The following is a 13,902-nucleotide window of genomic DNA, read 5'->3' on the forward strand; positions in this document are numbered from 1 at the left end:
ACCCATTGTCCATGAAACCATGGCAACGGGTGTTTTTGATAACTAAGCAAGTAAAAGCTAATATTCATTTGTAAAATATAGTCTTACCCTTCTAGAGGGAGATGCGTCTTAGGCTTGTGGCTCACAACGATTTGTATGACATAGATCAGTAAGAACAGTACAATAAACAGCGAAGAAAGACGGTACATCCACGCATAATCACTTGCTTTGGCGATAATGCCAAGTATAAGTGCTCCGGCTGCAACCCCGAAATCGAGGGAATTGAGAAACATACCGTTTGCCATACCCCTCTGTTTAGGAGACACGACCTGAATCATCCAGGTTTGCAGGGTCGGCTGCATGACACCAAACCCGAAACCGTAGCAAAGAGCAGACATATACATGAAGACATCACTGTGCGCGTAGGAAAGCAGGATTAGACCGCCAATTAAAAACAGGGAGCCAGGGATGAGCAGTGCTTTTGCCCCTTTTTTGTCGTAAATACGGCCCGAGAAGGGACGCACGATCAGCACGGATACTGCATTAAACAGAAAAAAGTAGGCCGGGTGCGCCAGATTTGCTTCATCCCCGTAAAGCGCCATAAAGCCGAGTAATCCACCATATGTGATAGACATCAGCATATTCAACAAGGCGGGAACCCACAATTTACGGTTAAATGCCGGTTTTCGCCCTTCTTCCAAAGGAACCATAGGTGGTTCGATGTGCCCTTTGGGTAGTGTACGGATCAGCCAGTAAGCCAACGGGAATATCACAACAATTACAGCTGCTGTCGTATAGGCAAGCAGGTTAAAACTCCCGTATTGCAGCATCGAAATACCGATGGTTGGCCCAATCGACATCGCCAGACTGGTGGACAGACTAAAGAAGCCCATTCCTTCACCGAGACGTTTGGGCGGGATGACGTCAGAGGCCATCGTTGGAAAGGCCGTACTACTCATACCGAAGCCGATCCCAAATAACATCCGCATGAGCAGAAGCACTGTAATCGTCGGCGAAACACTGTACCCCAGCGTTCCTGCCAATGCGAACAGCAGGCCCACGAAGATCAAGGTACTGCGATGTCCTTTTTCCAGCATACGGGCTGAAAAGAGTCGTGCTGCAATCGCACTTAAAGCGAATAGGGTGGTAACGAGACTCACCTGAACGGAACTAGCGTGGAATGTATTTTTCACATAAGAAGGAATGGAAGATAGGATCATCTGTAATTCCAAAAACAAAAATAAATTGGAAACCGTAAGAACGATAAATTCCTTGGTCCAAAGAGGTTGCTTGCCTTGTTGCATATTAATCGTTCTCTCCTTGTTTTTCTGATTCGGTCATGTTGGCGTGAATTTGTAAAAGAGTCTGGCGGAATTGCTTCAGATCGGCCGAGGAAATTCCTTTTACAAAATCGTGATTAGCATCAAGTTCGACAGGAAGAGTCTCCTCCACAAGCTGTCGGCCTGCTTCAGTCAAATGAAGCAGATAGGCCCGACGATCCTGTGGGCTATTTACACGTCGTACCCAGCCCTTCTTGTCCAACAAATCAATAATTCGAGTCGTGGTAGGCTGGTCCTTTACGGCCTTAGCTGCAATTTCTTTCTGATTTAAACCCTCAGCCTGATAGATTTGGTACAGAACCGACCATTGCTCTGGGGAAATATCATAAGGTTTGAGGCGCTGCAAGAGCTGCTGACTCATTTTGCGGTGAGTAATCCCGAGCAACATCCCAATGGAACAATCGGGAGGCAAGTTATTCATAGGTACTCCTTTCTGTTTCCCGTACATAAATTACTTCGAAATTAATTAGTTGTTATAACAATTATATGAACAACAAGTTATTTTGTCAAAAAAAGTTGTTCAGCGTTTTGGGTTCTGCCATCACTAAAGTCAAAATAAAAAACAGCCCGTAAAATACGGGCTGTTTGGGTTGATATAGTATCGTTTTGCCATGACTAGCGAATTAAGCTTTAGGTACAGTTTCCCAGTCCTTCAGGAAGCGTTCGATACCACTGTCTGTCAGCGGGTGTTTCCACAGAGAAGGAAGCAAGGAACCTGGAATGGTGGCAATATGTGCACCAGACAGAGCAGCATCTTCCACATGCTTAATATTACGGATGGATGCGGCGATGATTTCGGATTTCAGACCATGAATGTCCAAAATTTGTCTCAGTTCACGAATCAGCTTCATGCCATCAACAGCGATATCATCCAGACGTCCTACGAACGGGCTGATAAAAGTAGCGCCAGCTTTGGCTGCCATCAAACCTTGAGCCGCGGAGAAAATCAGTGTTACATTCGTTTTGATTCCGTTCTTGGTCAGCTCGTTACAAGCGTACAAGCCGTCTTCGGTCATAGGAAGCTTGATAACCACGTTCGGTGCCCACTTGGCGATATCATATGCTTCTTTGAGCATATCTTCAGCCTTCAGACCAATAACCTCAGCACTTACGGGACCTTCAACGATACTGCAAATCTCCTGAATGACTTCCTTGAACACTCGACCTTCCTTAGCGATCAGTGAAGGGTTCGTTGTTACACCATCAACCAGACCCAAACGTTCAATACGTTTGATTTCTTCAATGTTACCAGTATCCAAGAAAAATTTCATTTGATTTCCTCCTCAGGTTTATATAATACATAATACATATCACATGCGATGTACAATAGTTCATTATAAATGTAGCATATTGCACACGTTAAACTTATAATTAGTATGTATTACATTCTTAATTGTGACACATTTTAAATTTGAAAACAAGCTGTGTATGATTAAAATTTGATGAATTGTCGGAAGATGCTGAAATTTACCGATCCATGCTCACTTATAATGTATACTACCCCACTCCATAAGGAGGTAATCATTATTCAACTGTCTGAAAGACAGCAGGAAATTGTTGATATTGTCCGGCGTCTGGCACCTGTTACGGGGGATAAAATTGCTGAAACACTGGGACTGACACGTCCGACTCTCCGTTCTGACCTTGCTCTGCTCGTTATGCTCGGGCTGGTGGATGCCAAGCCGAAGGTAGGCTACCTCCCAGGACGTTACCCCAAATATGATAGTCATATCGGCAATATGCTCAAAAAGCTGACTGTGGCGGATATACTTAGTGATCCGATTTTGATTTCCGGTGACACTACCGCCTATGATGCGGTGCTGATGCTGTTTCAGCAAAATACAGGCACGCTGATGGTCACAGGGGAGGAGCAGGAGCTCATTGGAATTGTTACCCGCAAGGATTTGCTGAAGGTCATGTTGGGGCATACCGATCTTCACACCGTCCCGGTGACCATGGCAATGACGCGCCGGGCCCAAATGACGACGCTTGCTCCAGAAGACACTTTACTGGAAGCGATATCGAAACTGATTCGGCATCAGGTCAATTGTCTTCCAGTCTTGGACGAGCAATGTAGCTCCTCAATTCCAATTCAGGGGTTGGTAGGACGGGTTACGAAAACGGACATCATGAACGCCATTCTGAGCTTGACAGAAGAAAAAACGTAAAACATAAGTAAGGGGGCCTTGTATGTACTGGTTGGCCATGCTGACGATGCTGATTGACCATGTCGGACTTGTATTTTTTCCGACGGATCCGGCTTGGAGAATTGCCGGCAGGCTTGCTTTTCCAATCTACGCGTACGCGCTGTATGCGGGATATACTCATACCCGAGACATGCGGTGCTATATGCTCCGTCTACTCGGGCTGGCTCTGATTTCTCAGGTGCCCTATATGCTGGCGTTTGATGTACACAGACCGAACGTAATCTGGACGCTATTAGCCTCGTTGCTTGCGCTGGCTGCTGCATCCCGCTTGAAGCATTGGACGGCTGTAACGGGCCTGTACGTCCTCTCAGCTCTGGTTATGGAGCTCAGCCAGATGGATTACGGAGCCTATGGACTGCTGTTGGTTCTCATTTATCGATACACTCGTTCATATATGATGATTGCAGCCCATTTTGTTTTGAACGCAATGTATGATATGGTGCATCACGCGAATCTTCAGCACTTTAGTCTGCTGTCCAGTATTCTGATCGTATGTTTTGCAACTGGAGAAAGCGGATTTTATAGTCGGGTACCGCGTTGGTTGTGGCGTAGCTTTTACCCGGTACATCTGGCTGTTATCGCGACAATTCGCATCTGGCCCTAATCTACATCTCATACAGTAAAAGAACCTTTAAAACCACGACATAAAATGGTTTTAAAGGTTCTTATTTATCCTTCAATAAGCTAGCCAACGTTTAGGATACCTTGTTGGGACCTTGGGCAAAAGGAAGTGGGCGAAGGGGAGCACCTTCCTTCATGTATTGCACCAATACTTCTGGAATATTGTGTATTCCACCTGCATTGACGCGATAGCCGTTCGTTTGCCCTGGTGAGTTAATCCCGCGTTTCACCGTAAACGTAACGTCAATACCCAAGGAACGGCAAATTTCCATCGTCTCCTTGGTATACCCACCATAAGGGAAGGCAAGTACATTCTGATCATTGTGTAGATGCTTGAACAGCTTCTTGTCAGCCATGTCCAAATCGGTAGAAACTCGCTGTTTGAACTCATCCTCGGTTTCCATTCGCCCCAGCTTTTTCGAATACACTGGAGCCATCAGAAGCGGCTTTTGTTGGGTGCGCGCTGTGTTGGAGTATCCGTAAGCATGCTGGTCATTGGTATGATTGTAAAAATCAATGCCCTCGGCATGCATCTGATGAATTTGATCCCATGTCAGCTTTGGAATACCAATATGTTTGGGATTGCTGATCGTGGACGTGATAAGAAAATTGGTTGCCGGTACCTGGTACTTTTTCAACACGGGAAAAGTGTCCGTATAAAAGGACTCATAGCCATCGTCGAATGTCATAAGTACCGCATTATCGGGAACCTTGGCTTTATGTAAAATAAAATTCGTATACTCTTTCATCGTGATCCAGTGGAAGCCGTTAGCTTTCATTTCGTCCAACTGCCTCGTTAAATTACTAAGCTTGAGAGCACCGGGATCAGGTGGAGTCTTGGTGACCTCATGATACATCAGGACAATTACTTTGTTTTGGTAATATACTTTATCTGGTGTAGGCGTCAGTGAAAATAAATGGCGTACCAGTCGATCTGCATTAGCTGTGCGTGTACGATGAGTCCCTTTAACTGTAGGTGTGTGGTATATGCTACGTGCTTCATACACCAAAATCCCTAAAATAGCCAACAAACTTATGATTAGCAACGTTCTTTTAAAAAAAGTGTGTTTCATTGAATGACATCCCCCGCATGCAAAAAAATTCTGAAAGTATAGAGGTTTATACTAGATATGAAACTAGCAAAATCTAGTCTATCATACCGAAAACACGCGGGGGAAATATCACAACTTTGTTACCTCTGTGTTGCTTTTACAGATACCGGTGAAGAGGTCGGGAAGTAACCGATCTCGACGGCATGCTGGATCATGTTCCGAATAAAATTCAGGTCGGTTGCCGGGCATTGAACGCCAGCTTGTTCCAGCAGAGCTGCGGTTACAGAGCATCCGTAACGGTAAGCTGAATCCTTGGCTCCGTCACCTTCCAGTTGTCCCATAGCAAGGTGAAGTGCATCCTCCTGAATGCCGGAAGACGGATTTAGCAACCAGGCGCTGTAATCGTCAAAAGGCAGGGTTTCTACTGCGTAACCGAGTTGGTTTACCATAGCGATCAGTTCATCATATGGCAGTGGGTTCGGATTGCAGATATGGAAAATACGGTTTGCGCTTTTTTGGTGAACAGACAGTTCTACGATAGCACGGCTGGCGTAATCAATCGGTGTGAAGTCCGTATGCCAATCGGCTTGTGGCGCTTTGCCCAGCAGCAGCATCGCCTTCATCATACGATAATAAGCATTGCTATCAATATTTCGCTGGAAGCGTCCGTTGGCCGAATGGGCTGTCAAATTACCCGCGCGATAGATCGAGACAGGCGTACCCGCCTGAGCTGCTTGGAACAACAGCTTCTCCGCCGCGAGTTTACTGTTCGTGTACAGGTTGTCCACGTTCAATTCATCTGGGAAGGCAGAAAGCTCCAATGCCGACTCCCATTTTCCTTCGTTAGCAAGATCCTCCGGTATTCCCATAGTCGAGACATGATGGAAGGATACTCCCGGCTTGGCTTGGGCGATTTTCAGTAGTTCCAGTGTTCCGGTCACATTCGTGCGATCGAAGGCTGCCGAATCACCAAAATGGCGAACGTCAGCGGCGCTGTGAATAATGCCGTCGATTTGGTGCTCTAGCATATGGCGGTCGACAGAAGAGAGACCCAGATCAGCTTGCTCCAGATCCCCATAGACAGCCTTCACTCGTCCTTTGATCAAGCTGGAGATATCTTGTCCAAAATATCCCGTCAATACGGACTGAATACGCTCGATACCAGATGGACCGTCCTGAGAAGGGCGTACCATCGCGTATATTTTGGCTTCTGTCCGTTGAAGCAGGTCATACAAAATGTGCGAGCCCAGATAGCCTGTAGCTCCGGTCAACAAAATCACGCGCAAGTCGCGGACTTCAGCTAAGTCAGAAGCACCAGACAGCTCAATAGGATGCTCATTCAAATCCATTTTTTCTTGAGGAATCGCGAGTGGCTTGCGTTGCTGCGTTTGTTCCGTACCTAATTGTTCCACGTATTCAGCAAGCTCACGAACGGTTTTGTAACGGAAAAAGTCTCCGATGCGCAGCGCGCCATAACGCGGCTTCAGAATAGCCAGCACATGGATGACACGAAGCGAATCGCCCCCGATCAGGAAGAAATCATCGGTAGCGCCAATGTTATTTTTACCAAGCACTTGAGTCCATGCTTCGGCAATGAGTGTTTCGGTTCCTTCGCGAAGAGGTTCCCCGCCAAATGAAAGATCAGACGCTTCCGGAAGTGGCCGCAGGGCCAGTTTTTTGCGATCGATCTTGCCAGTTGGTGAAATGGGCATAGCTTCCAGATGAACGACATGGCTTGGTACAAAATAAGAAGGTAGCTTGCCCCCAATATAAGACTGAATAACGTCCTGTGGAATGGATTGTCCGTCTGAAGTGGTGAAATAGCCAACCAGCATGTTCTGATCTGTGTGATCTTTGACGGCTACCACAGCGACGTCCTGAACACCTGGGTGTTTGGAAAAATGGTCTTCAATTTCCCCAATTTCAATCCGATTTCCCCGAATTTTGAGCTGCGAATCCTTACGGCTTACATATTCAATCGTACCGTCTGGAAGCAGCTTGGCGATATCACCCGAGCGGTACATTTTTTCACCCGGAACAAAAGGATTGTCCACGAACGATTGGGCTGTACGTTCTGGCTGATGGAGATAACCATGGGCCAATGCAGGAGTAGCAATGCATACTTCACCCGGAATATTGACTGGGCAGAGCTTGTTATCATCGTTAACGATATACACTTTGTAATTATAAATCGGCTTGCCGATCGGGATATTGACGACATGCTCAGGCACGGCACCACGGACCCGATGGGTCGTTGTCGCTACGGTGCATTCGGTCGGTCCGTATACGTTTACGATGTCGGTATCTGTGCCGAATTTGCTTTGGAACGCTCGAACTTGGGAGCCGTACAGCGCTTCGCCTGCTACAGTAACAATTCGTACCTTAGCGAGTTTGCGATAGCCTTCGTCTGACAAGTACGTAGATAGCTGATTAAAGAATACGGTCGGCAAAATGGTAATAATCGTCGTGCCTGTACGTGCAATGGCTTCAGCGAATTCTTCAACAGATACACGTTCTTCGGAAGACAGCAAGTACAATTTTGCACCGTAAAACAAGGCTCCAATGGTATCCCAAACGGATGCATCGAAGCTGTAGGTCGCAAATTGGGTCAATACATCCTGAGGTGTAATGTCGCAATCGCGTTGCACGACAGCTCCTAGGTTAACAACACCGCGGTGAGCGATCAGGGCACCTTTCGGTTTGCCTGTAGAGCCGGATGTATAGATGACATAAGCTAGATCATCCGGACTTACACTAACGTTCGGATTGCTTGCAGCATAGCCTGCCAGCGGCCCGTTAATAGCTAAAATTTCTTTTACCGTCTCAATAGAACCGCACAGTTCAGTCGCTTGTTCCATGAGTGCGGAAGTTGTTAAGACAAAAGGAGAACGCGTGTCTTCGACAATGTAGCTACTCCGGTCAGCGGGGTGGGCGGGATCAACAGGCACATATACGCCTCCGGCTTTTAGGATACCAAGCAGTGAAATAACGGTCTCTAAGCTCCGTTCCATGAAGATGGTCACGAATTCACCTTTGGTAAGACCTTTGGATAACAAGACACGTGCGACTTGGTTAGCACGTTCGTTCAACTCACGGTACGTGTACTCCCCAGTGTGGGAAGCAATAGCGGGACGATCAGGGTATTGTGAAGCCGCCTCTTCAAACATTCCATGAATGGTCTGATGCTCAGGATATTTCACGACTGTATTATTTAGAGCTTCGTGAGCAGCTCGATCTGCATCCGATAATATATCAATTGAATTCACAAGTGCATGGCTGTTGGTTAGCGCGCCACGCAATAGGGTTTCAAAGTATTCTGCGTATCGGACAACCGTTGTTTCCAGCAATAGTGATTGATCATATCGTATCTGTATTTGATAGGTGCCATTGTGTTCACTGACAGCCCAGTCCATAATACGAGATTCTACACCGCTGTCCGTAGGCAGATTTGCCGAAAATGAAGTATCGGCTTGTGGTTCCGCAAGGTATGCACTTGGCTCACGGAGCATCTCCTGAAATAAGTCTGCTAGTTCATGAAAAGTCGTTTCCTTTTCGACTGTCAGCGAAGCTGTAAGCAGACCAGTTTGTGGCACAAAAGTAGAAAAAGAAACTTCTTCTTCTGCGGAAAGGCGATATACCCATGCAGTATATGCTGATAAGAGCAACGCTTGTTTGTCTTCCGCAGTTTTTTGCTGATTTAATTGTTCCGAGATGGACGCTTCTAACTCTACTTGATAAGTAGAGGATGTATGCTTGCGTTGTATACGTGCATAATCCAAGGGAACTAGGAATGGGGAAGGGGTTGTCTGTGTACTGTTTTGTAGTAATGAAGCCATTACGCTAACCTCCTGAATGTATGATGTCTTAATTTAAATGGTAAACTCAGTAAATGCCTCCGATCCCTTCAAATGCATGAACAGGAGGGAGGCATTACCGAATGAATGATTTACTTATGAAATTAACTTTAAGTCGATAAATGGTTATTATGATTTGCTACGGTTGGTGTCTGCAATTTTGAAATAGGATGTAATTTCTTGAAGCTCTTCAGACATGGATGTCAATTTATGGGATGAATCAATGATCGAATCCAAAGAAGCTTTTTGTTCCTCCACCGTTTGCACAATGTGAACACTGTTATTGGCTGTTTTGGTTACAGTGGAAGAAAGATCGTCTGCTGTCGCTGTCATTTCCTGTGTACCCGCAGATATTTGCTCAGTAGCGCTGGATACTTCTTGGATTTGCCATGCTACATTTTTAGTTGCTTGAAGAATATCATTGAACAGCACGCCTGCTTGTCCGGCAACGACGATTCCGTTTTGAACTTCAACGTTTCCTTGCTCCATCGACTTCACAGCTTGTCCGATTTCATTTTGAATTTCTTCAATCAGGGATGTAATCTGTTTGGTTGCATCCGCAGATTGTTCTGCCAGCTTACGTACTTCACTGGCAACGACGGCAAAGCCTTTACCTTCTTCACCAACGCGCGCAGCTTCAATAGAAGCGTTCAGAGCGAGCAGGTTGGTTTGACTGGAGATGCCTGAAATGGTACTGATGATATTGCCAATTTCCTGCGAACGACTGTCCAGCAACTTGATGATACGGGAAGTATTGGTTACTGTATCGGTAATCAAGTGCATTTGGGATGATACCTTACTTACAATCTCGTTGCCTTCGTTAGAGCGTTTCTCTACCGAATTGGCTTCTTCCGCAACATTGGAAGAACTCGTGGCAATATTTTGAATTACCGAAGCCATTTCAGCCATGGCACGTGCACTATCGCCTGTTGCTTTTTCTTGCGAACGGATATTCTCCGTGATTTCACTGATGTTTTGATTGATGATGTTGGAATTAATTCCGTTTTGTTCGCAGATTGCGAGCAATTCTTTGGCAGATTCATTGACTTCATCAGTTGTCTGCTTCACTTTGGTCATAATGCTGTTAATATGACTTACCATATCGTTGAAATTCTGATTTACAAGCCCCAAATCATCATGACCTGCATGAATTTGAACATCCAGATTTCCTCTGCTTACTTCGCTGATACCGTACATCAATTGCTTAATCGGGGACAGCGTACGTTTCACAACCCAATATTGAAGCGCCAGGCAGATCAGTAGGAAAATCACTAAAATGGTAGCGCCGCTAATGAGCAGCTTGGTCAATCCTGCAGGTACGGCACCGGCATCTGCATCGACTGCAAAATATGCAAAGATTTTGCCACTTGGATCTTTAATCGGAGTCATCAAAGTCGTCCATGTACCAAAAGTATCATCGTAGAAGCTGGTGAATGTTGGTTTGCCACTGTCCAGCATACCGGTTACGCCTACTGCTACGACATTGGGTTGCTCATACATAGAGCCAACGAGCATCTTATCTTTTTCAAATGCTTCTCTGAGATCCGTTGGCATCGCCACAATAGATGTCAGATTGCCATTTTCGAGCTCCGTCCCGAAAATATAGGCATGAGAGATATTCGGATTCGTCGCCATGATGTTATCTAGGTACGCGCGGAGTTTGGTTTGAATGGGTCCATCATAATTTTTCTCTTGAACCGCTTGGGTTACTTCATCGGAATTAATGCCTTGGGCCCACTTCAATGTGATTTTTTCCACTTGCCCATGCAATTGGTCTATCAAAATCGTACGTTGAATCAAATAGCTGGACACAATAAGGACTAGCCCAATTAATACGATGTTGAAGAAGGATAATAATAGGTTTTTGGTGAAGAATGATAAGCTACTCCACTTTTTCAAAATGTTCCACTCCCTGGTTGTATTTTTTGTATATGGTGTTGAACCGCTTATCGAATGAGATAATCAAGTCCCCCTTACAAACAAAATAATAGAGATCATAGACCCTTGAATTTTATGTAATAGGTCTTAAGTCCTTTTGCGGACAAGTATGATATCCCTATATATATGTCGTACGAAAAGCCCTTGAAATGAATACCTTACACAATAAAAAATTAATTTTTAATAGGTAAACGCTGTCTGTGTTTCAGTATATTCCAATTTATACTTCAACTTGAAATTTGAATTCATTACAGTCCATAAGCAACTATTCAACAGAAACCATCATACTTTATAATAGAGTCAAATGCACTTATCAATTTGGGACATTTTTCATATTTAACGTTGGAAATGCTTGATTTATCGCGGTTTTTGTGAATTGTTTGCAAATGAGTCTTTATATCCATGCAAAGAGAAGAGGGATAAGAAGAATGTCCAAGCTTACGATTTTAAAGGTTGAGAGTAATCACGAGGATCTACATGAGTTGATTCAAAGGCTGGATGAGGATTTGCTGGAAAGGTATCCTGCCGATGAAATTTACTTGGTTGATTTTACCAACCCGAAAGTTAAAGAAATGGTTTTCGCTGTTGTGTATGTGGACGAAAAACCGGTGGCTTGTGGAGGGCTTAGGCCTATAGATGCGGAAGAAATGGAGCTCAAAAGATTTTATGTCGATTCCTCTTATCGCAGACAAGGAATTGCGGTGAGCCTATTATCTTTTTTGGAAGAGGAGGCCAGCAAACGGGGAGTTGTAAGGATTAAACTGGAGACCGGAGCGGCTCAACCTGAAGCGATTGCTCTCTATACCAAGCGGGGATACGAACCTATTGAACGGTTTGGGGAGTATGAACACGATGAAAACAGCCTTTGTTATGGTAAAAAGCTGTCTCTGTTATTATAAAGCGTTCTCTTATAAAATGGATGATGATCAATACTAGCCTATATAGCGGGAGAGATGATAATGAATTTGAAGCAAAAAGCGGCCGAAAAAGCAGTTGAGGCAATTCAGGACGGCATGAAAGTAGGACTTGGTACAGGCTCGACAGCCTTTTGGGCTATTCAAAAAATTGGTGAGCGTGTAGCGCAAGGATTACATATACAGGCTGTAGCTACATCCCAAGCTTCGGAGGATCAGGCCAGGGAGCTGGGAATTCCCATCATTCCGTTTGATCAGATTGGAAGGCTTGACGTTACCATCGACGGTGCAGATGAAGTGAACGAGCAACTGGTACTGGTGAAAGGTGGAGGCGGAGCCCTGCTGAGAGAGAAAATTGTGGAAAGCAATAGCGACCGATTAATCATTATTGTCGATGAGTCCAAGGATGTGAAGGTGCTGGGTGCATTTCCTTTACCCGTTGAGGTCGTACCCTTTGCCAGTGAGTGGACGTTGGAGGCTTTGCGGGGGACGGGCTGTAAAGCAGAATGGCGTATGAAAGACGGCGAGCGCTTCCTTACGGATAACGGTAATTATATTGCCGATTGTCGCTATGGTAAGATCGAGAATCCGCAGGAATTGGAAATCCGCTTGAATCAAATTCCGGGTGTAGTCGATAACGGACTGTTCATTAATATGGCGGACCAGGTTATTATCGCACGGGCCAATGGACAGATCGACGTCCGTAACAAGTAATGTCTAGGACCCGCCTGCTTCATCATGTGGCATTGATGTTATTGATTTTATATACAGGGCTTCTATTATATTGGATGTTTCTCGGTTTTGGTCGTACATTACGACCAGGCCCCCCGTATTCGTATAATATTGTTCCGTTTGATACGATTAGGCAATACTGGCGGGCAATGGAGTCGTTTCCTTTTCGGGTATGGGGTGTTAATTTGCTCGGTAATATTGGCGTATTTATTCCCTTCGGTATCCTTGTGCCTATCATTTGGGTGTCCATGCGAAGTATAGGCAGTCTGTTGTTAACGATAGTGATCGCACTGGTCATTCTTGAGGTGTCCCAAATGCTGCTGGGCGCAGGTACAATGGATGTAGATGACATCATACTGAATGTTCTGGGAGTATTATGCGGCCGTGTTGCCTATGTATTTTTACGTAAGAAGTTAGGGATTGCAATATAATCGTCCTGCTCTTTGGATCAGTGCTTTAAGACTGTCTAAGAGCGGGCTTTTTTTACATAATGAACTGTAACCTTCACATAATAGACGGTAATTCCTCCATTTATAGGCCATAGGAGCAGGGGAAGGAAACGCTTAAACTTGACAAAAGTGCACAATTAAGATATCTTGGAATAAAGATATGAGTAACGGAGGCTGTTAATATGTCTGTAAAACCAGATGATCAGGACTTAGCGCTTAATTTGTTCGTGGTTCTGGCTCGTGCTTATAATTCGGTCACGTCCCGTACGAATCGGGACATTCATAGTCATGGTTTAAATACAACAGAATTTGGTGTGCTTGATCTGCTGTATTATCGGGGACCACAACCTTTGCAGAAGATTGGAGAAAAGGTACTAATCTCTAGTGGGAATATTACGTATGTAGTAGATAAACTTCAGAAAAAAAACTTGCTTACCCGTCGTGCATCACAAGATGATCGACGTGTGATTTATGCAGAATTGACTGATGATGGACGCCATTTCTTTGAGCAAATATTCCCGCAGCATCATCGTGTCATTATGGAGACCGTAGATGGCTTATCTGTGGAAGAGAAAGAGCAGGCTATTCATCTGTTAAAAAAGCTTGGACTCACGGCTGAGGGGCAGAAGAGTAACGGATCATAAATGGTGCGTGTGCAGGTTAAAACTGCTTTTAGATAAAATACCGACTTCTCGGTATTTTATTTTTTTTGTCGTATTTTGGGGGAGTAGGGTTAATGTAGAGGCGCAAATCAGGTATAATTATCTAATAGTCACGTCCGGAACAAATTCCCCAGTACCTGTTTCGAATACAAAT

Annotated in this window: 12 protein-coding genes; 6 read left to right on the forward strand and 6 right to left on the reverse strand. The window is 45.0% G+C overall.

Going from position 1 to position 13,902, the window contains the following annotated elements; all coding sequences use genetic code 11:
• Window positions 1–83 precede the first annotated feature (83 nt).
• The 3 genes from NSQ68_RS09620 to fsa form a co-directional block, all read right to left on the reverse strand.
• Window positions 84–1,283, reverse strand: a complete 1,200-nt coding sequence (locus NSQ68_RS09620; RefSeq protein WP_342428699.1) for an MFS transporter — start codon at window positions 1,281–1,283, stop codon at window positions 84–86.
• Window position 1,284: 1 nt separating this feature from the next.
• Window positions 1,285–1,740 carry a MarR family transcriptional regulator gene (locus NSQ68_RS09625; protein ID WP_272640448.1) on the reverse strand — a complete coding sequence of 152 codons (456 nt, stop codon included), beginning with the start codon at window positions 1,738–1,740 and terminating at the stop codon, window positions 1,285–1,287.
• Window positions 1,741–1,942: 202 nt separating this feature from the next.
• Window positions 1,943–2,590: a fructose-6-phosphate aldolase gene (gene fsa, locus NSQ68_RS09630; RefSeq protein WP_013309811.1), complete on the reverse strand. Its 648-nt coding sequence runs from the start codon at window positions 2,588–2,590 to the stop codon at window positions 1,943–1,945.
• A 186-nt stretch (window positions 2,591–2,776) separates the two neighbouring features.
• Here fsa and NSQ68_RS09635 point away from each other — a divergent pair, with 186 nt between their 5' ends.
• Together NSQ68_RS09635 and NSQ68_RS09640 are read left to right on the forward strand one after the other, a co-directional pair.
• Window positions 2,777–3,487, forward strand: a complete 711-nt coding sequence (locus NSQ68_RS09635; protein ID WP_342428700.1) for a CBS domain-containing protein — start codon at window positions 2,777–2,779, stop codon at window positions 3,485–3,487.
• Window positions 3,488–3,509: 22 nt separating this feature from the next.
• On the forward strand, window positions 3,510–4,130 hold the full coding sequence (locus NSQ68_RS09640) for a TraX family protein (RefSeq protein ID WP_342428701.1): 621 nt from the start codon (window positions 3,510–3,512) through the stop codon (window positions 4,128–4,130).
• Between the two features lie 91 nt (window positions 4,131–4,221).
• Here the strand turns inward: NSQ68_RS09640 and NSQ68_RS09645 are convergent, their stop codons facing one another.
• The 3 genes from NSQ68_RS09645 to NSQ68_RS09655 form a co-directional block, all read right to left on the reverse strand.
• Window positions 4,222–5,220: a polysaccharide deacetylase family protein gene (locus NSQ68_RS09645; protein ID WP_342428702.1), complete on the reverse strand. Its 999-nt coding sequence runs from the start codon at window positions 5,218–5,220 to the stop codon at window positions 4,222–4,224.
• A 119-nt stretch (window positions 5,221–5,339) separates the two neighbouring features.
• Window positions 5,340–9,035, reverse strand: a complete 3,696-nt coding sequence (locus NSQ68_RS09650) for an amino acid adenylation domain-containing protein (protein ID WP_342428703.1) — start codon at window positions 9,033–9,035, stop codon at window positions 5,340–5,342.
• A 147-nt stretch (window positions 9,036–9,182) separates the two neighbouring features.
• Window positions 9,183–10,952 (reverse strand): methyl-accepting chemotaxis protein, encoded by a 1,770-nt coding sequence (locus NSQ68_RS09655; protein ID WP_342428704.1) that lies wholly within the window; start codon window positions 10,950–10,952, stop codon window positions 9,183–9,185.
• Window positions 10,953–11,419: 467 nt separating this feature from the next.
• Here NSQ68_RS09655 and NSQ68_RS09660 point away from each other — a divergent pair, with 467 nt between their 5' ends.
• From NSQ68_RS09660 to NSQ68_RS09675, 4 genes are all read left to right on the forward strand, one after another.
• Window positions 11,420–11,890 (forward strand): GNAT family N-acetyltransferase, encoded by a 471-nt coding sequence (locus tag NSQ68_RS09660; protein WP_342428705.1) that lies wholly within the window; start codon window positions 11,420–11,422, stop codon window positions 11,888–11,890.
• A gap of 60 nt (window positions 11,891–11,950) precedes the next feature.
• Window positions 11,951–12,619 carry a ribose-5-phosphate isomerase RpiA gene (gene rpiA, locus NSQ68_RS09665; RefSeq protein WP_023988124.1) on the forward strand — a complete coding sequence of 223 codons (669 nt, stop codon included), beginning with the start codon at window positions 11,951–11,953 and terminating at the stop codon, window positions 12,617–12,619.
• Window positions 12,619–13,068, forward strand: a complete 450-nt coding sequence (locus NSQ68_RS09670; RefSeq protein ID WP_342428706.1) for a VanZ family protein — start codon at window positions 12,619–12,621, stop codon at window positions 13,066–13,068. Before rpiA ends, NSQ68_RS09670 begins: the two co-directional genes overlap by 1 nt.
• Before the next feature lie 200 nt (window positions 13,069–13,268).
• Window positions 13,269–13,730 (forward strand): MarR family transcriptional regulator, encoded by a 462-nt coding sequence (locus NSQ68_RS09675; protein ID WP_013309820.1) that lies wholly within the window; start codon window positions 13,269–13,271, stop codon window positions 13,728–13,730.
• Window positions 13,731–13,902: the final 172 nt, after the last annotated feature.

It is taken from the genome of Paenibacillus sp. FSL L8-0158, from assembly GCF_038592965.1.
GTDB classification, from domain to species: Bacteria; Bacillota; Bacilli; order Paenibacillales; family Paenibacillaceae; genus Paenibacillus; species Paenibacillus polymyxa_D.

Coding starts and splice junctions, on each gene's coding strand:
- NSQ68_RS09620 (WP_342428699.1), bottom strand. CDS start 1,283: ATGCAACAAGGCAAGCAACCTCTTTGGACCAAGGAATTTATCGTTCTT.
- NSQ68_RS09625 (WP_272640448.1), bottom strand. CDS start 1,740: ATGAATAACTTGCCTCCCGATTGTTCCATTGGGATGTTGCTCGGGATT.
- fsa (WP_013309811.1), bottom strand. CDS start 2,590: ATGAAATTTTTCTTGGATACTGGTAACATTGAAGAAATCAAACGTATT.
- NSQ68_RS09635 (WP_342428700.1), top strand. CDS start 2,777: ATGCTGAAATTTACCGATCCATGCTCACTTATAATGTATACTACCCCA.
- NSQ68_RS09640 (WP_342428701.1), top strand. CDS start 3,510: ATGTACTGGTTGGCCATGCTGACGATGCTGATTGACCATGTCGGACTT.
- NSQ68_RS09645 (WP_342428702.1), bottom strand. CDS start 5,220: ATGAAACACACTTTTTTTAAAAGAACGTTGCTAATCATAAGTTTGTTG.
- NSQ68_RS09650 (WP_342428703.1), bottom strand. CDS start 9,035: ATGGCTTCATTACTACAAAACAGTACACAGACAACCCCTTCCCCATTC.
- NSQ68_RS09660 (WP_342428705.1), top strand. CDS start 11,420: ATGTCCAAGCTTACGATTTTAAAGGTTGAGAGTAATCACGAGGATCTA.
- rpiA (WP_023988124.1), top strand. CDS start 11,951: ATGAATTTGAAGCAAAAAGCGGCCGAAAAAGCAGTTGAGGCAATTCAG.
- NSQ68_RS09670 (WP_342428706.1), top strand. CDS start 12,619: ATGTCTAGGACCCGCCTGCTTCATCATGTGGCATTGATGTTATTGATT.
- NSQ68_RS09675 (WP_013309820.1), top strand. CDS start 13,269: ATGTCTGTAAAACCAGATGATCAGGACTTAGCGCTTAATTTGTTCGTG.